Origin of the sequence: Bacteroides ndongoniae (genome assembly GCF_900108345.1) — a bacterium.
In the GTDB taxonomy this organism is placed as follows: Bacteria; Bacteroidota; Bacteroidia; order Bacteroidales; family Bacteroidaceae; genus Bacteroides; species Bacteroides ndongoniae.
Map to the genome: position 1 here is coordinate 171,108 of NZ_FNVV01000013.1, position 19,902 is coordinate 191,009.

The following is a 19,902-nucleotide window of genomic DNA, read 5'->3' on the forward strand; positions in this document are numbered from 1 at the left end:
TTTTTGAGGAAATGATATTTCTTAAAACTGAAGATGAAATAGAGCTGCTCCGTGAGAGTAATTTGCTTGTAGGAAAAACGCTTGGTGAATTAGCCAAGATTATTAAGCCTGGAGTCACTACAAAGGAGCTGGATAAGGTTGCGGAAGAATTCATTAGAGATAATGGTGCTATTCCCACTTTTAAGGGTTTCCCCAATCAATATGGCGATCCGTTTCCAGCTTCGATTTGTACCTCTGTGAATGAGCAGGTGGTACATGGCATACCAAGTGATGTAGTACTGAAAGACGGCGATATAGTTTCGGTCGATTGTGGTACTTACATGAATGGATTTTGTGGTGATTCTGCTTATACGTTCTGTGTAGGTGAAGTTGATGAGGAAGTACGCAAATTGCTTAAAGTAACAAAAGAGGCATTATACATAGGAATTCAAAATGCAGTTCAGGGGAAACGCCTGGGTGATATCGGATATGCAATCCAACAGCATTGCGAATCCAATTCTTATGGTGTGGTGCGTGAATTTGTAGGTCATGGTATCGGTAAAGAGATGCACGAGGATCCGCAAGTGCCTAATTACGGCAGACGTGGTTACGGTACGATGTTGAAACGCGGGTTGTGCATTGCTATTGAGCCGATGATTACCTTGGGAAGCCGTCAAATTGTGATGGAGCGGGATGGCTGGACAGTAAGAACGAAAGATCGTAAATGTGCTGCTCATTTCGAGCATACAATTGCAATAGAGTCTGGTGAAGCTGATATCTTGTCATCGTTCAAGTTCATTGAAGAAGTATTAGGAGATAAAGCAATTTAAGAAATTAATATGGCAAAGCAATCTGCAATAGAACAAGATGGAGTTATAGTTGAAGCATTGTCTAATGCAATGTTTCGCGTTGAATTAGAAAACGGACATGAGATTACTGCTCATATCTCAGGTAAGATGCGGATGCATTATATCAAAATCTTGCCAGGAGATAAAGTAAGAGTTGAAATGTCTCCTTACGATTTATCGAAAGGAAGAATTGTATTTAGATATAAATAAAATTAAGATATGAAAGTAAGAGCATCCTTAAAGAAACGTACGCCAGAGTGTAAGATCGTTAGACGTAATGGCCGTTTGTATGTTATTAACAAGAAAAATCCTAAGTATAAACAACGTCAAGGATAATATTATTATTTTTGCAAAAAAAATAATTTAGTATATGGCTATAAGAATAGTTGGTGTCGATTTGCCTCAAAACAAGAGAGGTGAAATTGCGTTGACCTATATTTACGGAATAGGTCGTAGTAGTTCAGCAAAAATTTTGGATAAAGCAGGTGTTGACAGAGACCTGAAAGTAAAAGACTGGACGGATGATCAGGCTGCCAAGATTCGTGAGATCATTGGCGCAGAGTACAAAGTAGAAGGTGATCTTCGCTCTGAGGTTCAATTGAATATTAAACGTTTGATGGATATCGGTTGCTACCGTGGTGTACGTCACCGTATCGGTCTGCCTGTTAGAGGCCAGAGCACAAAGAACAATGCTCGTACTCGTAAGGGTAGAAAGAAAACCGTTGCTAATAAGAAAAAAGCTACTAAATAATAATTGTTGATATGGCAAAAAAAACAGTTGCAGCAAAAAAGAGAAATGTAAAGGTAGATGCTAATGGACAATTGCACGTTCATTCATCTTTCAACAACATTATTGTTTCTCTGGCAAATAGCGAAGGTCAGATCATTTCTTGGTCTTCTGCCGGTAAAATGGGATTTAGAGGTTCTAAGAAGAACACTCCTTATGCAGCACAGATGGCTGCACAAGATTGTGCTAAGGTTGCCTATGATCTTGGTTTGAGAAAGGTTAAGGCATATGTGAAGGGTCCAGGTAACGGACGTGAGTCTGCTATTAGAACTGTACACGGTGCAGGTATTGAAGTTACTGAGATTATCGACGTAACTCCGCTTCCTCACAATGGTTGTCGTCCTCCGAAAAGACGTAGAGTTTAAGATTTACCTTTATTTAAATGACACTTGATTTTGTTATTGGATTGTATAATTCTTCTCTGCAATCGCGGCTGCAACAAATTAAGTTCATGACTAACAATTAAAAATTAAAAGAAATGGCTAGATATACTGGACCAAAATCAAGAATAGCCCGTAAATTCGGTGAAGGTATCTTTGGAGCAGATAAAGTTTTGTCTAAGAAGAATTATCCTCCCGGACAACACGGTAATTCAAGAAAGAGAAAAACTTCTGAATATGGTGTGCAACTTCGTGAAAAGCAGAAAGCTAAATACACCTATGGAGTTTTGGAAAAACAATTCCGTAACCTGTTCGAGAAGGCAGCTACGGCAAAAGGTATTACTGGTGAGGTATTGCTTCAATTGCTCGAAGGTCGTCTCGACAATGTTGTATACCGTTTAGGAATTGCTCCTACTCGTGCAGCTGCCCGTCAGCTGGTTAGTCACAAGCATATCACAGTGGATGGTGAAGTTGTAAACATCCCTTCGTATGCAGTGAAACCCGGTCAGATTGTTGGAGTACGTGAGAAATCTAAGTCATTGGAAGTTATCGCTAACTCATTGGCTGGTTTCAATCACAGCAAGTATCCTTGGTTGGAGTGGGATGAAACTCTGAAGGTTGGTAAACTGTTGCATGTTCCTGAAAGAGCAGACATTCCTGAAAACATTAAAGAGCATTTGATCGTAGAGTTGTATTCTAAATAATAATTAATTTCATGGCGATATTAGCATTTCAAAAACCTGATAAAGTATTAATGTTGGAAGCGGACTCTAAATTCGGAAAATTCGAATTTCGTCCGTTGGAGCCCGGTTTCGGTATTACCGTGGGTAATGCCCTGCGCCGCATCCTGCTTTCTTCCTTGGAGGGTTTTGCTATCACCACCATCAAGATTGAAGGTGTTGAGCATGAATTCTCCAGTGTACCGGGAGTTAAGGAGGATGTTACTAACATTATCTTGAATCTGAAACAAGTGAGATTCAAGCAAGTAGTTGAAGAATTCGAAAGTGAGAAAGTAAGTATTACCATTGAGAATTCTACTGAATTTAAAGCAGGTGACATAGGTAAGTATTTGACTGGATTTGAAGTGTTAAATCCTGAATTAGTTATTTGTCATTTAGATTCAAAGGCAACTATGCAGATAGACATTACGATTAACAAAGGTCGCGGTTATGTACCTGCTGATGAAAACCGCGAATATTGCACCGATGTGAACGTAATTCCTATCGACTCTATTTATACTCCGATACGTAATGTCAAGTATCAGATTGAGCCTTTCCGTGTTGAACAGAAGACTGACTACGATAAGCTGGTACTTGAAATTACTACCGACGGTTCCATTCACCCGAAGGAAGCTCTGAAGGAAGCAGCCAAAATACTGATTTATCACTTTATGCTCTTCTCTGACGAAAAGATCACTTTGGAAACAAGTGATTCTGACAGCAACGAAGAGTTCGATGAAGAAGTATTGCACATGCGTCAGTTGCTGAAGACCAAACTCGTGGATATGGATCTTTCTGTTCGTGCCCTCAACTGCTTGAAGGCTGCGGATGTAGAAACATTAGGCGACTTGGTTCAGTTCAACAAGACGGATCTGCTGAAGTTCAGAAACTTCGGAAAGAAATCGCTTACCGAGCTTGATGATTTGCTGGAAAGTCTGAATCTGTCGTTTGGAACTGATATTTCTAAATATAAATTAGATAAAGAATAAACAATGAGACATAATAAGAAATTCAATCATTTGGGTCGTACTGCTTCTCACAGAAACGCTATGTTGGCCAATATGGCGTGTTCTTTGATCAAGCACAAAAGAATCACTACGACCGTTGCAAAGGCTAAAGCTCTGAAGAAGTTTGTTGAGCCTTTGATTACGAAGTCAAAGAACGATACGACAAACTCTCGTCGTGTAGTATTTAGCAATTTGCAGGACAAGTATGCTGTAACTGAACTGTTTAAAGAAATCTCTGTGAAGATTGCAGACCGTCCGGGTGGCTATACTCGTATCATCAAGACTGGTAACCGTCTGGGTGATAATGCAGAAATGTGCTTCATTGAACTCGTTGACTACAACGAAAACATGGCTAAGGACAAAGTTGCCAAGAAGGCTACTCGTACTCGCCGTTCTAAGAAGAGCTCTGCTGCCGCTACTGAGGCTGCACCTGCTGCTGAAGCTCCTGTTGCTGAGGAAGCTAAAGCAGAAGAAGCTAAGGCTGAATAATATCAACTATTCTTTTATATGGAAAAGTCGCCCCGTGATTGGGGCGACTTTTTTTATTTCTATATTTTTGTGTACAAACATTAAAAGATTTCCCTGGAACTCTGTATCTGTAAATTATTGGTTATATTTGTAGGTGATATGGCTAAGTTCGTAAAAATCATTGGTATTTTGATTCTTGTACTGGCTCTGGGACAGCGCATGGACGAAGCATTGGGGGGTGATTCACTCCAATCGGTTTCTCGTGTGCTGACGGAACAGATGACTTCGTTGCAGGAAGAAGGGGAATGTTTTACCATGCCTCAATGGCCATGTCTACCCGATGCCGAACTGGCCGGTGCTAACAGCTGTTCGCAGCTTGTAACTTTTTCACGCATGCAGCGTTCGGCTGTGATGGAATATCTTTGTTTTTTGAAGGAAAGGGTAGGCGAGATAGCCCATTACGAGGCTGTTCGTAGTCAGTGTCAAGGGAAGTTTTATGATGCCTTGCCCTGCCGCATCTGTAGTCCGGTGTGCGATTATTATATCTTTGCACTGCGGCGTATTCTCATTTAGTGTTTTTAGAGAATCCTGTTTCTTATCCCCTTTTATTTGTGCAGGCTTTCTGTAGCCTTCGATGGGGTTTCCTTTTAAGCAATATCAGGCTTTATTTTTTTCCTAACTGGGGAAATATTTTTTCCCAATAGGGGAGAAATTTTTTCCTAACTGGGAAAAAAATGCCCGATTCTAGCATGTCGGTCTCTTGGTGCTTCTGGCCGTAGGCTGACCTATTTACTTTATTTATTTCATTCTTTAAAAACAAATATTATGGCGACTCAAACTTCTAACACAACTATTTTCACATTAACTCATCCTGACATTGTAAAGCGTACCAGTGTGGCTTCTTTGCTCTATTCGGGGGTAATGGTACTCTTGGGAATCTTTTTGTTTGTTGCTGTTTTCGGCATGACTGACAATACTTCTACGGCTAGTATGGCCCTTATGGTATGTGGTACGGTGCTGATATTGGGAGGAATTTTCCGTATCTTCTGGAAGTCGAAACAGTTGATTTATCTGCCTACCGGCAGTGTGGCTACCAAACGTAGCCTGTTTTTCGATCTGAAATATCTGAATCGTCTGACAGATATGCTCGACAACTTATCGGCCGAAGTGGCTGGCGTGAAGAGTGGTGCCAGCGGTAATGTGCGTATGGACGTGATGATTACCAAAGACAGTAAGTTTGTGGCTGTTCAGCTGTTCCAGTTTGTTCCGTATACGTATACTCCTGTAACCAAAGTGAAGTATTTCACCGGAACGGAGGCAGCTGCACTTTCTACTTTTATATCTAAAATGTAAATAAGATACCTGCGACAGGTTTAGACTTGACTTTAAGCTTTGTAGGGGATTGGCTGTTATCCGGCCGATCCCTTTTTTTATATTCCTGTCGCTTGTGCCTATTCCGTCATGGCTATTCCCATCTTCTTCATCAGGAAGCAGGCATTCATGTTCTGTGCTACGCCGGGACGGAGCCGGTACGAGAAGGACAGTTCATTGTCCTTGATGTCGGCTTCGAAGCAGAAGTTGCGGATATCGTCGGGGTAGGCATCGGCCAGCGTACCCAGCAGCAGGTCGTGTGTGGCGATGATGCCGTTGGCCTGCAACGTCATGAACTGGCGGATGAGGGCGAGCGAACCTTTCTGCTTGTCCATTGAGTTGGTACCTTTCAGTATTTCGTCGAGGATGATGAAGAGTTCTTCGCCTGCCTGTAGTTTGTCGATGATGAGTTTCAGTCGTTTCAGTTCGGCGAAGAAATAGGATTCATTGTCGTTGAGCGAGTCGCTGGTACGCAGGCTGGTGACGAGTCGGGCAGGGTAGAGTTGCAGTTCGCGGGCAAAGACCGGAGCACCGATACAGGCCAGCAGGTAGTTAATTCCGATGGTGCGCAGGTAGGTGCTCTTACCCGCCATGTTGGCTCCGGTGATGATGATGAAGAAAGGTCGCTTGGCGATGTCGATGTCGTTGCGCACGCAGCGGTCGCGGTGCATCAGCGGATGACCCAGTGCGGTGCCGCGGAAGCAGAAAGGCTTGTCGGTGAAGGTGGGGTAGACGTAGCCGGGGTGGTTGTAGGCGAAGGTGCCCAGCGAGCAAAGGGCATCCATCTCTCCGATAGCGTTGAGCCAGCGGGGCAGTTCGGCGGCATGCTGTTCTTTCCAGGCTTCGATGCGCATGATTTGTCGCAGTTCCCAGAAGAAGCAACCATTGAGCACGGCGTACATGAACATGTTGTTTCGCTGGTCCAGCTCGTTCATCAGTTTGCTGAGCTGTCGGATGGACTGTGAGGCTTTCCGCTGTTCGCCACCAATTTCCTCTTTGATACTCTTCAGCAACGGGGCTTGTACGTCTTGCTTGTCCATCAGCTTCAGCAGGTTGGCATAGGTGCCGAGTATCTGGAGCTTCTTGCCGTAGACTGACTGTATCTTGGTGACTTTTCCCGTAAAGGCGAAACTACCTACGACGAATATCATCCAGATGACTCCCCACACGGTGCCCGACAGCAGTCCGAAGACTACGGCCAGCAGGCACAGGGCATTGACACCCGTTACCAGTGCGGGCAGCAGGCGTAGCACTCGTCTTTTCCGGAAGATGCTGGGGCTTTCGGCCCAGGCACGCAGTTCGTTTTCGTCGGCTTTCTTTCCTTTGTAGAGCAGACCCAGTATGCGGAAGCGTTGTCTGAACACGGGTTCGGCAGCCAGTTCGCGTACGGCTTCCTGACGACGGACAATTTCTTCGCGGTTCTCCAGATGCTTGTTCAGCCAGGAGGCGAGCCGGGCTTTGCCGGGTTGCGTGCAGGTGCGGTTGATGTACTGAAACAGCGAACGCTGCCCGAAGACATCGAGGTCGAACGTATACAGGTGGGCGGGATCGGTGTATTCATCGCCGCCGTTGAAGGGCGAGGTGTCATAGTCCAGCGCGGCCAGTTCCTGCTGGTTCACTTCCACTTTCTTTTCCAGGTAGTCTTTGCGGGCAAACAGACGGTTGTGTCGCTTGATCAGGAGCAGGAAAGGGAGCATGGTGACAACTGCAATGGCGCAAAGCACGCTCCAGCTCTCGTCCCAAAAGTAAATCAGTCCGGCCACGCAGGCCACGAACAGTACGACGCGTAGCGTCCCGATGCGGTAAATGCGTTGTTGTACACGGTTGAGTTCCTGTTGCGCCTCTTCTACCTGACTGCGGTAGCGGGCGGCTATCTGTTGAATGTTGTCCATGGGTTTGCTATGTTTTTTTGTGAGGGCAAAGATATGGAAAGGTGAGGGGGCTACAAAGCAAAAGGTTGTTTTTAAGCGGCCATCCCCCCGACTTACAAGTTGTCCCCCCAAAAGGAATGGAACTTTTTAATATATTTTAAGCCGGATGTTACCTCATTGAAAGTATTTGTAACATGTTTCTTTGTCTGCCTGAGGGCATGGGGCTATTTTTGTGCGTTTGCTTCAATGGGTTGTTGCCAGTTGGGGCAGAGGAGAGAGTAGAAACATATACCTTAGAACGTAACATTAATAGTATGAAAAGACTTGCTTTTTATTTTTTGGCGGCAATGCTGGCGTGGGCCTTGCCCGGTTGTAGTAATGAACCCGAGTTGGACGGAAATACACCGCCGGTTGTTCCCGACGGACCCGGAGATTCTGAAGAGACCGATGAACCGGAGACTGGTGCCGATCCCAACTTCCACATTTATTTGTGTTTCGGACAATCGAATATGGAGGGGTACGCCCGTCCCGATTATACGGCTATCGAGCCGCAGGACTTGGAAGGAGTGGACGAGCGTTTCCGCATGATGGCTGTCGTGGCGGGCAACTGGAACCGCGTGCCGGGGCAGTGGTATACGGCTGTGCCGCCGTTGTGCCGTGCCGAAACTGGCTTGACGCCTGCCGATTATTTCGGCCGCACGCTGGTGGCAGACAATCCGGACATCAGGGTTGGAGTGATTGTGGTGGCTTTGGGCGGAGCAGGCATCGACGCTTTCGACAAGGACCATTATACCGACTACTATCAGAATGCTGATGCCTGGCAGCAGGGGCTGATGAATGCTTACGGTGGCTGGCCTTACGGCAAGTTGATCGAGATGGCGCGGCTGGCACAGCAGGAAGGTGTCATTAAAGGCATCTTGCTGCATCAGGGCGAATCGAACAACATGCAGCAGGACTGGCCGGGCAAGGTGAAGAAGATATATGGTGACCTGTTGGCCGACTTAGGGCTGGAGGCTGCCGAGGTGCCCATACTGATTGGCGAGATGCTGCGTCAGGAGGAAGGCGGGCTTTGCTGGGGGATGAACAGCATCATTGCCACTGTGCCCGATGTGATACCTACTGCCCATGTGGTTTCTTCGGAAGGCTGTACGGGGGTAGGCAGTGCCGTAGAGCCTGCCGATGTGTTCCACTTCTCGCCCGAAGGATACCGGAAGTTGGGACGCAATTATGCCGAGACTTTGTTGAAACTGCAGCGGGGAGAGTGATTGCAGGAGTCTTCTGGGAATGGCTGATACAATCTTTTTGCCTCATTCTTGCAGGTTTTTCCAAAATAGACTACCTTTAACACGGAAAAATCGTTAAATAAAGACAGCCGATATGAAGAAAAGGGTCGTATTATGGACTTTGTTGCTGAGCATCTTGGGGGGCGTTTTGCCCTGCACGGCGCAGCAAATCATGTATGCCAACCTGAAAGAACTGCGTGAGGAGCAGGGCGACACGGTGACAACCCTGCAAGTGGAGCGGCGCTCGAAGAATCAGATATATCTGATGGGCGGTGCCGACTACCGCATTACGGCTCCCGAGAACTCGGGCATGAGCCGTTACCTACGCAAGCGCTGCTATGCCGTGCGCGTGGACACGGCACTTTACGTCAATTGCCGCAAGATGCGCTACAAGCGCTACCGCTTCGGTCAGTGGTATGCGCCCGCCATGTGGGTGGGAGGAAAAATCTATTTCTCCGCACAACCCGTAGGCCAGGCGGCCACCAGTACGCTGATGCCTGCCGATGCTGCCAAGCTGGGAGGCGAGGTAGGCGACGCCATTGCCGCTTCGGGACTTGTGCACGACCGCGTGTACTACGAGCTCGACCCCGAGACGGGCCATTCCGAATTTGTAGGCAAGGAGAAGATGTTGCAATTGCTGTCCGCCTTTCCCGAACTGCGAGCCCGCTTCGAGGGCGAAACAAGCGAGTCGGCCGAAGTAGTCGGTCGGTACCTGAAGATGATACAAACCAAAAACGAACCTTTATGATACAGCTACAAGACGTGCCCCGTGCCTATACCTATTGCTTTGCAGGACGGGACAAATGCCCCAAGTGTGCCACTTGCCTGCGCGCCATTGCCGCCCGTCTGCTCGAACAGAGCGAAGACCCGCAACCCCAGACGCTGCATACGGTCAATGCCTGTTACGTCGACCGCTTGCCCGACCTTTCCGCCTGTCCCCTTTACCGTCCCGACACACCGGTACGCTTTGCCCGGGGAATGATGCACCTGTTCGACGAAGTTCCCGTGAAGCAGGCCGCCGAGCTGCGCGCCCGCGTAGTGGGTTGTTTCTCGTGCGAACGCTATTTCTACCTCAGCCGCAACGGCAAGCGGCTTATCACTCCCGAAGAACAACGCCGGATAACGGCTGTCTTCCGTGACATGGGACTGGCTGCGGCACCCCGTTTCGACGGTTACGAGCAAGCCTTAGTCTGGTAATTCTCCTTCATCATACGGATGGTTGTGTCCTGCCCGGCAGGACTGTACACCGCTGCACACTGGTTGCAGCGTTACTGCAAGCCTGTGTGCAGTGTTACTGCAAAGCCGTTTGCAGTGGCTCTGCAACCTGCGTGCAGTAGTTCTGCAACCTGTATGCAGCGACGCTGCAACCAGTGTGCAGTCGCTGTGCAGCCAGTGTGCAATGACTTTGTTGCCTGTCTTCTTTTCCGTCCGCACCAGCAGTCACGATGGCCGCCGTACGGGTTTGTTTTCCTCCGAATATCCTTTCTGTAGCCCCAAAAAGGCTGTGATGTAACGTAGCCGTAAGGTCTGTTTGCCCGAAAGATGTTATTTTTGTGGCATTATTAACTTAAAAATGTCATGAAATACATTTCTACCTTATTTCTGTTATTATGGATGTCGGTATTGTCTGTGCAGGCAGCCGACCAGTTTGTCACTTTTGCTCCGTCCGAAGGCGGCCTTACCCTTTACGCCGCCGGCAGTCCCGCACCCGCCATCTGGTGCAGCGACGACGACCACAAGGGCGTGCTGATGGCCGTGGAAAACCTGCAGGCCGATTTCGAAAAAGTAGTCGGGGTGAAACCCGGTAAAGTTACCGCCGCTGCTGCTGGCGTGAAGATCATTGTCGGTTCGGCCGACCGGAGTCCCCTCATCAAGCAACTGATAAAAGCCAAGAAGCTGGACAAGAAACAGCTGGAAGGCGCTCGCGAGAAATACATCATCACCACCCTCCACGCACCCCTTGAGGGAATCGAAGGCGACGTGCTGCTCATTGCCGGCAGCGACAAGCGCGGCACCATCTACGGCATCTACGAACTGTCGCGCCAGATGGGTGTATCGCCCTGGTACTGGTGGGCCGACGTGCCTGTACCGACCCGCGAGGCTGTCTGCGTCCGTCCCGGTGTCTATACCGACGGTGAGCCTGCGGTGACCTATCGTGGCATCTTCCTGAACGATGAGGCACCCTGCTTGACCGGATGGGTGAAGCACGCCTTCGGCACCAATTACGGCGGGCACGAATTCTACGGAAAGGTGTTCGAACTCATTCTCCGTCTGCGCGGTAACTTCCTGTGGCCTGCCATGTGGAGCTGGGCTTTCTATGCAGACGACCCCGAGAACGGCAAGCTGGCCGACGAGATGGGCGTCATCATCGGCACTTCGCATCACGAACCGATGGCACGCAACCATCAGGAGTGGGCACGCAAGCGCAAGGAGTACGGTGCCTGGAACTATTCGACCAATAAAGAAGTCATCGACCAATTCTTCCGCGAGGGCATCGAGCGCATGAAAGGCACCGAAGACGTGGTGACCATCGGTATGCGTGGCGACGGCGACGAAGCCATGAGCGAGGACACCAACGTGAAACTGCTCGAAGACATTGTCGACAACCAACGCCGCATCATCAAGGAAGTCACCGGCCGACCCGCCAAGGAGACACCGCAGGTATGGGCGCTCTACAAGGAAGTGCTCGACTATTACGATAAGGGTATGCGTGTGCCCGACGACGTCATCATGCTGCTTTGCGACGACAACTGGGGCAACGTACGCCGTCTGCCCAATGCCGAAGAACGCAAGCATCCCGGCGGCTTTGGCATGTACTACCACGTGGACTACGTGGGCGCGCCCCGCAATACGAAATGGCTGAACGTGACCCCCATCCAAGGTATGTGGGAACAGCTCCACCTGACCTATGAGTACGGTGTGGATAAACTTTGGGTACTCAACGTGGGCGACCTCAAGCCGATGGAATATCCCATCACCCTCTTCCTCGACATGGCCTGGAATCCGCTGGCCTATACCGCCGAGAATTTCATGCAGCATCCCCGCAACTTCTGTGCCCAGGCTTTCGGCGAAGAACAGGCCGACGAGGCTGCCCGCATCCTCAACCTCTACAACAAGTACAACGGTCGTGTGACTGCCGAGATGCTCGACGCCCGCACCTACAACCTCGCTACAGGCGAATGGAAGCAGGTGGCCGACGACTATGCCCGCCTTGAGGCCGAAGCCTTGCGCCAGTACCTCACGCTGGCTCCTGCCTACCGCGACGCTTACAAGCAACTGATACTCTTCCCCGTGCAGGCCATGTCCAACCTCTACGAAATGTACTACGCCCAGGCCATGAACCACAAGCTCTATGCCGAAGGCAATCCCGAGGCGAATGCCTGGGCCGACAAGGTGGAGCAGACCTTTGCACGCGACAAGGCTCTGACCGACGACTACAACAACGTGATGTCCGGCGGCAAGTGGAAGAACATGATGATACAGAAACACATCGGCTACCGCTCGTGGAACGACAACTTCCCTGCCGACCGTCTGCCCAAAGTATTCCGCATCGCCGAGCCCGAGAAGGCCGTGGGTGGCTACGTCTTTACGGGTGCCGACGGTTATGTAGCCATGGAGGCTCCCCACTTCTTCGAGTGTCAGGCCGCCGAAGGCACGTCGTGGAAAGTGATTCCCGACATGGGCCGCACGCTGGGCGGCGTTACGCTGATGCCCTATACCGTGCCCGTAGCCGGTTCGTCTCTGTCTTATAAGATGAAGTTGCCCGAAGAGGCCCGCGACCTGAAGCAGGTAAAGGTCATCGTCGTAGTGAAGTCTACTTTGGCCTTCCAGGACGTTGAGGGCCACAAATACACCGTCGGTTTCCGCGGTGGCAACGAAGAAACCGTCAACTTCAACCACAACCTGAACGAATTGCCCGAGAACGTCTACTCCGTATTCTATCCCACCGTGGCTCGCCGCGTGATTGAAAAGGAAGTAACGCTCACCCTTCCCGCTTCGTCCGACGGTACCTATACGCTCGACTTCAAGCCACTTCACCCCGCCGTGGTACTGGAGAAGATTGTAGTCGATCTCGGTGGCTACCGCAAGTCCTATTTGTACATGGACGAGTCGGAGTGTACGCGGAAGTAATTGTACCGATAATGTGTTCAGGCACGGATAGCACGAACAAGTGCGGAGTGTAGCTCTCCGTTCTGTCGTGTATCCGTGCCTGAATCATACTTGCAGGTTGGTTTTTATCTGCTTTTGACTTTCCTCCTTTCTTTTTGATAAATATTCACCCTCTTTCATTGGGTATTTCCGGATTAATTGCTATATTGCAACACGAATCAGTTGTAATGGACTGACACTTTGTAAATCCTTAACCTATCATATCATGGAAATAACCCTGAGCAAGACATTGCCTCCCTATCCCAGTTTTGTGGAGGGCATCCGGCGGGCGCCGGACCGTGGCTATACACTTACTCCCGCGCAGACGGCCACGGCATTGAAAAATGCGCTGCGCTATATCCCTAAAGAACTGCATGAGACCCTGGCTCCCGAGTTCCTGGAAGAGCTTCGTACCCGCGGACGCATCTATGGCTATCGCTATCGCCCGCAGGGCGACTTGAAGGCTAAGCCGATTGACGAATACAAGGGAAACTGCATCGAAGGGAAAGCCTTTCAGGTGATGATCGACAACAACCTTTGTTTCGACATCGCCCTCTATCCTTACGAACTGGTTACCTATGGCGAGACGGGCCAGGTGTGTCAGAACTGGATGCAGTATCGGCTCATCAAGCAATACCTGGAGGTGCTGACGCAGGAGCAGACACTCGTTATCGAGAGCGGGCATCCGCTGGGACTGTTCAAATCGAAGCCCGAAGCGCCCCGCGTCATTATTACCAATGCCCTGATGGTAGGGCTGTACGACAACCAGCAGGACTGGCATACCGCCATGCAGATGGGCGTGGCCAACTACGGTCAGATGACGGCCGGCGGCTGGATGTACATCGGTCCGCAGGGCATCGTACACGGCACGTTCAACACCCTGCTCAATGCTGGGCGTCTGAAATTGGGCATCCCGCAGGACGGCAACCTGGCAGGCCGCCTCTTCGTCTCTTCGGGACTTGGCGGCATGAGCGGCGCACAGCCCAAGGCCGCCGAAATGGCCGGAGCGGCAGCCATCATAGCCGAGGTGGACGCTTCGCGCATTGAGACGCGCCACCGACAGGGTTGGGTAGGGCATGTCACTTCCTCCCTCCCCGAAGCATTTGCCTTGGCCGATGAGGCCATGCAGCGGAAACAAGCCGTTTCCATCGCCTACCACGGCAATGTTGTCGATCTGCTGGAGTATGCCGCCAGTTACAACATCCGCATCGACCTCCTGTCCGACCAAACCTCTTGCCATGCCGCTTACGACGGCGGCTACTGTCCCGCAGGCATCACCTTTGCCGAACGCACGGAGTTACTTCACAAAGATCCGGCCACATTCCGCCGCCTGGTGGACGCCTCGCTGAAGCGACACTTCGAGGTTATCCGAACGTTGGTGGACCGCGGCACGTATTTCTTCGACTACGGCAACTCGTTCATGAAGGCCGTTTTCGACGCAGGCGTCACCGAGATAGCCCGCGGCGGAGACGACAAGAACGGCTTTATCTTCCCCAGTTACGTGGAGGACATCATGGGCCCCGAACTGTTCGATTACGGTTACGGTCCCTTCCGCTGGGTATGTCTGAGCGGCAAGCACGAGGACCTGATTAAGACCGACCACGCCGCCATGGAGTGCATCGACCCCACCCGCCGCGGACAGGATAGGGACAACTACAACTGGATTCGCGATGCCGAGAAGAACAACCTCGTAGTGGGCACCCAGGCCCGCATCCTCTACCAGGATGCAGAGGGACGCATGAAGATAGCACTGCGGTTCAACGAGATGGTGCGCCGTGGCGAGGTAGGTCCCATCATGCTGGGGCGCGACCACCACGACGTCAGCGGCACCGACTCGCCCTTCCGTGAGACGGCCAACATCAAGGACGGCAGTAACGTCATGGCCGACATGGCCGTACAGTGCTTTGCCGGCAACTGTGCCCGCGGCATGAGCCTCGTAGCCCTGCACAACGGAGGCGGCGTAGGCATCGGCAAAGCCATCAACGGTGGTTTCGGCATGGTGTGCGACGGCAGCGAGCGGGTGGACCGGATTCTGCGCTCGGCCATGCTGTGGGACGTAATGGGCGGTGTAGCCCGCCGTTCGTGGGCCCGCAATCCGCACGCCATGGAGACCAGCGAGACCTTCAACCGCACCCATGAAGACGGCTATCACATCACGATGCCCTATCTGGCGGATGAGGAGCTGATAAATAGTTTGGCGGGCCTCACCCCTGGCCCCTCTCCCAAGGAGAGGGGGAAGTAAGTGCTTCTTTATTTTGATAGAAATATGAATCACTTTTCCCTTTCCCTCTCTTTCCTTTTCCCCCTCTCTCAAGGAGAGGGGAGAATAAACGCTTTTTTACTTTGATAGAAATATGAATCACTTTTCCTTTTCCCTCTCTTTCCTTTCCCCCCTCTCCCTGGGAGAGGGGCGGGGGTGAGGCCGGAAAGGCTTATAAATAATGTATATGAACAGAATTATGGAATGCGTCCCCAACTTCAGCGAAGGACGCGACTTGCAGAAGATTGACCAGATTGTAGCTCCGTTCCGTGCACGTGCCGGTGTGAAACTGCTTGACTATAGCAACGACGAAGACCACAACCGCCTGGTAGTGACCGTCGTGGGCGAACCCGAACCCTTGCGCGACGCAGTCATCGAAGCCATCGGCGTGGCAGTAGAACTGATCGACCTGAATCACCACCAGGGACAACACCCGCGTATGGGTGCCGTCGATGTGGTGCCTTTTATCCCTATCAAGGGCGTGACGATGGATGAGGCCATTGCCCTGTCGCGCGAAGTCGGCGAGGAAGTGGCCCGTCGCTACCAGCTGCCCGTCTTCCTGTACGAGAAGTCTGCCACGGCTCCCCACCGCGAGAACCTGGCAGCCATCCGTAAAGGCGAGTTTGAAGGCATGGCCGAGAAGATACACCAGCCCGAATGGCATCCCGACTACGGTCCGACCGAGCGTCACCCCACCGCTGGTACTGTGGCCATCGGAGCACGCATGCCGCTGGTGGCCTACAACATCAACCTTTCCACACCCAGCTTAGAGATTGCCCACGACATTGCCAAGAAGATACGTTTCATTGGCGGCGGCCTGCGCTACTGCAAGGCGATGGGCGTAGAGCTGAAGGACCGCGGCATCACGCAGGTGTCCATCAACATGACCGACTATACCCGCACTGCCCTCTACCGTGCCTTCGAGTTGGTACGTATCGAAGCACGTCGTTACGGCGTGAGCATCGTGGGTAGTGAGATCATTGGCTTGGTGCCGATGGAAGCCCTGATTGATACCGCCTCCTACTACTTGGGATTGGAGAATTTCTCGATGCAGCAGGTACTGGAAGCACGCATTATGGAGTAAAGACAAGGAGTTATGAGCGAAAACCTGATTATATTCGATGCCCGTGTAGTGACCCCAATGGGATTTGCCGCCCGCAAGGGAGCAGAGATGGGCGAGTTGCTGGTGATGGACCACGCCACCATCGAGGTGACCGACGGCGTCATCACCTATGTGGGTCCCAACCGCGGCGAGAACCGCGACGGGTACTATCAGCACTACTGGCACTACAACGCCCGCGGCCGTTGCGTGCTGCCCGGCTTTGTCGATTCGCACACGCACTTCGTCTTCGGAGGCGAGCGGGCCGACGAGTTCTCGTGGCGGCTGAAAGGCGAAAGCTACATGAGCATCATGGAGCGGGGCGGCGGCATTGTCAGCACCGTGAAGGCCACGCGAGCCTCCAACTTCATACGTCTGCGCGCCAAGGCCGAAGGTTTCCTGAAGCAGATGAACGCCATGGGCGTGACAACCGTGGAGGGCAAGAGCGGCTATGGACTGGACAAAGAGACGGAACTGATGCAGCTTCGCATCATGCGCAGCCTGAATGGCGACGAGCACCGCCGGGTGGACATCGTGCCCACCTTTCTGGGTGCTCACGCCGTGCCGCAGGAGTATGCCGGACGCACCGACGACTACATCGACTTCCTCATTCGCGAGGTGATGCCCTGTGTGGCCGAGGCCGGGCTGGCCGAGTTCTGCGACGTCTTCTGTGAGCAGGGGGTATTCTCCATCGAACAGTCGCGCCGACTGCTGCTCGCCGCCCGCGGGATGGGCTTCAACCTGAAGCTGCATGCCGACGAGATAGTGCCCTTGGGCGGTGCCGGATTAGCAGCGGAACTGTCTGCCACGTCGGCCGACCACCTGCTGCATGCCTCCGATGCCGACATTCGCGCCATGGCCGAGAAGGGAGTTGTCGCCACGCTGCTCCCCCTGACTGCCTTTGCACTGAAGGAACCCTACGCCCGCGGCCGTGCCATGATAGATGCCGGCTGTGCCGTGGCCTTAGCCACCGACCTGAACCCCGGCAGCTGCTTCTCGGGTTCCATCCCGCTGACGTTTGCCTTAGCCTGCATCTATATGCAGATGAGCATCGAAGAAGCCATCACGGCCCTCACCCTGAACGGTGCCGCCGCGCTGAACCGTGCCGGTTCGATAGGCAGCATCGAAGTGGGCAAGAAGGGCGACTTGGTGGTGCTGAACACCGACAATTACCATTTCCTGCCCTATTACATCGGCATGAACTGCGTGATTGCGACCATCAAGGAAGGAGTGATTTATCCCTCCTGACCTGCCTCATAAAGCAATGTGTCCGGCTGTGACCGAAGGTAAGAACCGGTAGCTTTTCCTGACAGTCTTGTGCCCTTTCCACCTCGCTATACGACCGAGGGGGCCTAAGTATAGGACTGAGGGTACCTAAGTATAGGACTGAGACCCCCTCTCTATACGACTGAGAGGGTCTAAATATAGAGCTCTGATAGTCAGTGGTTTACAGAAAGGCTTGCTGATGGTTATAAAAAGTTACATTTACCCGTCGGTCCCGCCATTCGGACACCCGAAAAAACAGAAGTAAAACCTTAAAATCAGAATATCATGTTAGTCGATTTAACCGTAAAAGAGTTTTTGAATAAAGTAGCCGGCAACGCCCCCGTGCCCGGCGGCGGCAGTGTGGCTGCCTTGTGTGGTGCCATCGCCTCGTCCTTAGCCGCCATGGTGGCCAACCTGACCCTCGGCAAGAAGAACTACGAAGCCTGCCAGGAGCAGATGCAGCACATCGCCGCGCTGGCAGCGGAACGGAAGGACGTTTTCGTGGCCGACATCGACCGCGACTCCGAAGCCTACGACCGCGTATTTGCCTGCTTCAAGATGCCCAAGGCCACCGATGAGGAGAAGAGTGCCCGCAGCGCCGCCATCCAGGAGGCCACGAAGCACGCCGCTCTGGTACCGATGCAGGTGGCGCGCAACGCTTACGAGCTGATGAGCGTCATCGTGGAAGTGGCCCGCCACGGCAACCGCAACGCCGTGACCGACGCCTGCGTGGCTATGATGACCGCCCGCAGTGCCGTGCTGGGCGCACTGATGAACGTGCGCATCAACTTAGGCTCGCTGAAGGACAAGGAGTTTGCCCTGAGCTTGCAGGACGAGGCCGACGAACTGGAACGCCAGGCCCTGCTGAAAGAGAAAGCATTGTTGGACGAAATAAACCGGGAGCTGCGAGTATGAACAACGTGTATTATGTAGGGTCGGGCGACCTGACCTTCGAACTGATCGAGCGAATCATCAACGAAAACCTGAAACTGGAACTGGCTCCGGAAGCCAAGCTGCGCATCCAGCGCTGCCGCGACTATCTGGACCGGAAGATTGCCGAATCCGACGTACCCCTGTACGGCATCACCACCGGCTTCGGCTCGCTGTGCAACAAGAACATCTCGCCCGACGAACTGGGCACCCTGCAGGAAAACCTCATCAAGAGCCATGCCTGCAGCGTGGGCGAGGAGATAAGGCCCGTTATCGTGAAACTGATGATGCTGCTCAAGGCACATGCCCTGTCGTTGGGGCACAGCGGCGTGCAGGTCATCACCGTGCAGCGCATCCTCGACTTCTTCAACAACGACGTCATGCCCATCGTCTATGACCGCGGATCCTTGGGCGCTTCGGGCGACCTGGCACCGCTGGCCAACCTCTTCCTGCCCCTCATCGGCGTGGGCGACGTCTATTACAAAGGCAAGAAACGCGAAGCCATCAGCGTGCTCGACGAGTTCGGCTGGGAGCCCGTCCACCTGATGAGCAAGGAAGGACTGGCGCTGCTCAACGGCACCCAGTTCATGAGCGCCAACGGTGTGTTCGCCATCCTCAAGGCCCGGCGCCTCAGCAAGAAGGCCGACCTCATCGCCGCCCTGTCGCTCGAAGCCTTCGACGGGCGCATCGACCCCTTCATGGACTGCATCCAGCAGATACGCCCTCATCAGGGACAGATAGAGACAGGCGCAGCCTTCCGCACGCTGTTGGAGGGCAGCGAGCTCATCGCCCGGCCCAAACAGCATGTGCAAGACCCTTATTCGTTCCGTTGCATTCCGCAGGTGCACGGCGCCACCAAGGACGCCATCCGCTACGTGTCGTCGGTGTTGCTCACCGAAATCAACTCGGTGACGGACAATCCCACCATCTTCCCCGACGAGGACTGCATCATCTCCGGCGGTAACTTCCACGGTCAGCCGCTGGCCATCTCGTACGATTTCCTGGGTATCGCCCTGGCCGAGTTAGGCAACATCTCCGAGCGACGCATTGCCCAGCTCATCATGGGCCTGCGCGGGTTGCCCGAGTTCCTTGTGGCCAATCCGGGGTTGAACTCCGGCTTCATGATACCGCAGTATGCAGCCGCCTCGATGGTCAGCCAGAACAAGATGTACTGCTACGCCGCCAGCAGCGACTCCATCGTGTCGAGCAACGGGCAGGAGGACCACGTCAGCATGGGCGCCAATGCCGCCACCAAGCTCTTCCGCATCATGGACAATCTGGAGCACATCCTCAGCATCGAGCTGATGAACGCCGCGCAGGGTATCGAGTTCCGCCGTCCGCTCAAGACGTCGCCTCTGCTGGAACGCTTCCTGCACGAGTACCGCAAGGAAGTGCCTTTTGTGAAAGACGACATCGTGATGTACAAGGAAATTCACAAAACCGTCGCGTTCCTGAACCGGACGAAGTTTGATTACTGAATGATAT

The 19,902-nt window shown here is 52.4% G+C and carries 21 protein-coding genes; 20 read left to right on the plus strand and 1 reads right to left on the minus strand.

Annotated features, from left to right (window positions below; genetic code table 11):
• Positions 1-11 precede the first annotated feature (11 nt).
• The 10 genes from map to BQ5591_RS05035 all read left to right on the plus strand — a co-directional run bounded on the left by map (position 12) and on the right by BQ5591_RS05035 (position 5,541).
• Positions 12-809, plus strand: a complete 798-nt coding sequence (gene map, locus BQ5591_RS04995) for a type I methionyl aminopeptidase (RefSeq protein WP_071148641.1) — start codon at positions 12-14, stop codon at positions 807-809.
• A gap of 9 nt (positions 810-818) precedes the next feature.
• Complete coding sequence (infA, locus tag BQ5591_RS05000; RefSeq protein WP_002558052.1) at positions 819-1,037, plus strand: translation initiation factor IF-1; 219 nt, start codon at positions 819-821, stop codon at positions 1,035-1,037.
• A 9-nt stretch (positions 1,038-1,046) separates the two neighbouring features.
• A complete protein-coding gene (gene ykgO / locus BQ5591_RS20655) occupies positions 1,047-1,163 on the plus strand; it encodes a type B 50S ribosomal protein L36 (protein WP_002558051.1) in 117 nt (38 codons plus the stop codon).
• A 34-nt stretch (positions 1,164-1,197) separates the two neighbouring features.
• Positions 1,198-1,578: a 30S ribosomal protein S13 gene (rpsM, locus tag BQ5591_RS05005; RefSeq protein WP_022161567.1), complete on the plus strand. Its 381-nt coding sequence runs from the start codon at positions 1,198-1,200 to the stop codon at positions 1,576-1,578.
• An 11-nt stretch (positions 1,579-1,589) separates the two neighbouring features.
• Positions 1,590-1,979 (plus strand): 30S ribosomal protein S11, encoded by a 390-nt coding sequence (gene rpsK / locus BQ5591_RS05010; protein WP_007567382.1) that lies wholly within the window; start codon positions 1,590-1,592, stop codon positions 1,977-1,979.
• A gap of 113 nt (positions 1,980-2,092) precedes the next feature.
• Entirely contained in the window at positions 2,093-2,698 is a 606-nt protein-coding gene (gene rpsD / locus BQ5591_RS05015; protein WP_022161568.1) for a 30S ribosomal protein S4, read from the plus strand.
• Between the two features lie 11 nt (positions 2,699-2,709).
• Positions 2,710-3,702 (plus strand): DNA-directed RNA polymerase subunit alpha, encoded by a 993-nt coding sequence (locus BQ5591_RS05020; protein WP_071148642.1) that lies wholly within the window; start codon positions 2,710-2,712, stop codon positions 3,700-3,702.
• A 3-nt stretch (positions 3,703-3,705) separates the two neighbouring features.
• Positions 3,706-4,209 (plus strand): 50S ribosomal protein L17, encoded by a 504-nt coding sequence (gene rplQ / locus BQ5591_RS05025; RefSeq protein WP_071148643.1) that lies wholly within the window; start codon positions 3,706-3,708, stop codon positions 4,207-4,209.
• 138 nt (positions 4,210-4,347) lie between these two features.
• On the plus strand, positions 4,348-4,761 hold the full coding sequence (locus BQ5591_RS05030) for a hypothetical protein (RefSeq protein WP_071149337.1): 414 nt from the start codon (positions 4,348-4,350) through the stop codon (positions 4,759-4,761).
• Positions 4,762-5,013: 252 nt separating this feature from the next.
• Positions 5,014-5,541: a hypothetical protein gene (locus BQ5591_RS05035; RefSeq protein ID WP_071148644.1), complete on the plus strand. Its 528-nt coding sequence runs from the start codon at positions 5,014-5,016 to the stop codon at positions 5,539-5,541.
• A 98-nt stretch (positions 5,542-5,639) separates the two neighbouring features.
• Here the strand turns inward: BQ5591_RS05035 and BQ5591_RS05040 are convergent, their stop codons facing one another.
• Positions 5,640-7,451 (minus strand): MutS family DNA mismatch repair protein, encoded by a 1,812-nt coding sequence (locus BQ5591_RS05040; protein ID WP_071148645.1) that lies wholly within the window; start codon positions 7,449-7,451, stop codon positions 5,640-5,642.
• Positions 7,452-7,744: 293 nt separating this feature from the next.
• Here BQ5591_RS05040 and BQ5591_RS05045 point away from each other — a divergent pair, with 293 nt between their 5' ends.
• The 10 genes from BQ5591_RS05045 (at position 7,745) to hutH (ending at position 19,895) form a co-directional block, all read left to right on the plus strand.
• Entirely contained in the window at positions 7,745-8,695 is a 951-nt protein-coding gene (locus BQ5591_RS05045) for a sialate O-acetylesterase (protein ID WP_235817042.1), read from the plus strand.
• A gap of 112 nt (positions 8,696-8,807) precedes the next feature.
• Positions 8,808-9,461 (plus strand): DUF6563 family protein, encoded by a 654-nt coding sequence (locus BQ5591_RS05050; protein ID WP_071148646.1) that lies wholly within the window; start codon positions 8,808-8,810, stop codon positions 9,459-9,461.
• A complete protein-coding gene (locus tag BQ5591_RS05055) occupies positions 9,458-9,910 on the plus strand; it encodes a DUF6078 family protein (protein WP_071148647.1) in 453 nt (150 codons plus the stop codon). Before BQ5591_RS05050 ends, BQ5591_RS05055 begins: the two co-directional genes overlap by 4 nt.
• A gap of 91 nt (positions 9,911-10,001) precedes the next feature.
• Entirely contained in the window at positions 10,002-10,226 is a 225-nt protein-coding gene (locus tag BQ5591_RS21510; protein ID WP_162493691.1) for a hypothetical protein, read from the plus strand.
• A 65-nt stretch (positions 10,227-10,291) separates the two neighbouring features.
• Entirely contained in the window at positions 10,292-12,844 is a 2,553-nt protein-coding gene (locus tag BQ5591_RS05065; RefSeq protein WP_071148649.1) for a glycosyl hydrolase 115 family protein, read from the plus strand.
• Positions 12,845-13,088: 244 nt separating this feature from the next.
• On the plus strand, positions 13,089-15,104 hold the full coding sequence (locus tag BQ5591_RS05070; protein ID WP_071148650.1) for a urocanate hydratase: 2,016 nt from the start codon (positions 13,089-13,091) through the stop codon (positions 15,102-15,104).
• 205 nt (positions 15,105-15,309) lie between these two features.
• Entirely contained in the window at positions 15,310-16,206 is an 897-nt protein-coding gene (ftcD, locus tag BQ5591_RS05075) for a glutamate formimidoyltransferase (protein ID WP_071149338.1), read from the plus strand.
• Positions 16,207-16,218: 12 nt separating this feature from the next.
• On the plus strand, positions 16,219-17,469 hold the full coding sequence (hutI, locus tag BQ5591_RS05080) for an imidazolonepropionase (RefSeq protein ID WP_071148651.1): 1,251 nt from the start codon (positions 16,219-16,221) through the stop codon (positions 17,467-17,469).
• A 303-nt stretch (positions 17,470-17,772) separates the two neighbouring features.
• Positions 17,773-18,402 carry a cyclodeaminase/cyclohydrolase family protein gene (locus BQ5591_RS05085; protein WP_071148652.1) on the plus strand — a complete coding sequence of 210 codons (630 nt, stop codon included), beginning with the start codon at positions 17,773-17,775 and terminating at the stop codon, positions 18,400-18,402.
• The gene (hutH, locus tag BQ5591_RS05090) at positions 18,399-19,895 is read left to right on the plus strand and encodes a histidine ammonia-lyase (protein ID WP_071148653.1); all 1,497 of its coding nucleotides are present in this window, start codon (positions 18,399-18,401) and stop codon (positions 19,893-19,895) included. Before BQ5591_RS05085 ends, hutH begins: the two co-directional genes overlap by 4 nt.
• The last annotated feature ends 7 nt before the right edge of the window (positions 19,896-19,902 follow it).

Bases quoted from the DNA above. Each gene is read 5' to 3' on its own strand.
- ftcD (WP_071149338.1), top strand. From the start codon at position 15,310: ATGAACAGAATTATGGAATGCGTCCCCAACTTCAGCGAAGGACGCGAC.
- BQ5591_RS05055 (WP_071148647.1), top strand. From the start codon at position 9,458: ATGATACAGCTACAAGACGTGCCCCGTGCCTATACCTATTGCTTTGCA.
- BQ5591_RS05070 (WP_071148650.1), top strand. From the start codon at position 13,089: ATGGAAATAACCCTGAGCAAGACATTGCCTCCCTATCCCAGTTTTGTG.
- BQ5591_RS05050 (WP_071148646.1), top strand. From the start codon at position 8,808: ATGAAGAAAAGGGTCGTATTATGGACTTTGTTGCTGAGCATCTTGGGG.
- infA (WP_002558052.1), top strand. From the start codon at position 819: ATGGCAAAGCAATCTGCAATAGAACAAGATGGAGTTATAGTTGAAGCA.
- BQ5591_RS05040 (WP_071148645.1), bottom strand. From the start codon at position 7,451: ATGGACAACATTCAACAGATAGCCGCCCGCTACCGCAGTCAGGTAGAA.
- rpsM (WP_022161567.1), top strand. From the start codon at position 1,198: ATGGCTATAAGAATAGTTGGTGTCGATTTGCCTCAAAACAAGAGAGGT.
- ykgO (WP_002558051.1), top strand. From the start codon at position 1,047: ATGAAAGTAAGAGCATCCTTAAAGAAACGTACGCCAGAGTGTAAGATC.
- map (WP_071148641.1), top strand. From the start codon at position 12: ATGATATTTCTTAAAACTGAAGATGAAATAGAGCTGCTCCGTGAGAGT.
- BQ5591_RS05035 (WP_071148644.1), top strand. From the start codon at position 5,014: ATGGCGACTCAAACTTCTAACACAACTATTTTCACATTAACTCATCCT.
- rpsD (WP_022161568.1), top strand. From the start codon at position 2,093: ATGGCTAGATATACTGGACCAAAATCAAGAATAGCCCGTAAATTCGGT.
- hutI (WP_071148651.1), top strand. From the start codon at position 16,219: ATGAGCGAAAACCTGATTATATTCGATGCCCGTGTAGTGACCCCAATG.
- BQ5591_RS05085 (WP_071148652.1), top strand. From the start codon at position 17,773: ATGTTAGTCGATTTAACCGTAAAAGAGTTTTTGAATAAAGTAGCCGGC.
- rplQ (WP_071148643.1), top strand. From the start codon at position 3,706: ATGAGACATAATAAGAAATTCAATCATTTGGGTCGTACTGCTTCTCAC.
- hutH (WP_071148653.1), top strand. From the start codon at position 18,399: ATGAACAACGTGTATTATGTAGGGTCGGGCGACCTGACCTTCGAACTG.
- BQ5591_RS05045 (WP_235817042.1), top strand. From the start codon at position 7,745: ATGAAAAGACTTGCTTTTTATTTTTTGGCGGCAATGCTGGCGTGGGCC.
- BQ5591_RS05020 (WP_071148642.1), top strand. From the start codon at position 2,710: ATGGCGATATTAGCATTTCAAAAACCTGATAAAGTATTAATGTTGGAA.
- BQ5591_RS05065 (WP_071148649.1), top strand. From the start codon at position 10,292: ATGAAATACATTTCTACCTTATTTCTGTTATTATGGATGTCGGTATTG.
- rpsK (WP_007567382.1), top strand. From the start codon at position 1,590: ATGGCAAAAAAAACAGTTGCAGCAAAAAAGAGAAATGTAAAGGTAGAT.
- BQ5591_RS05030 (WP_071149337.1), top strand. From the start codon at position 4,348: ATGGCTAAGTTCGTAAAAATCATTGGTATTTTGATTCTTGTACTGGCT.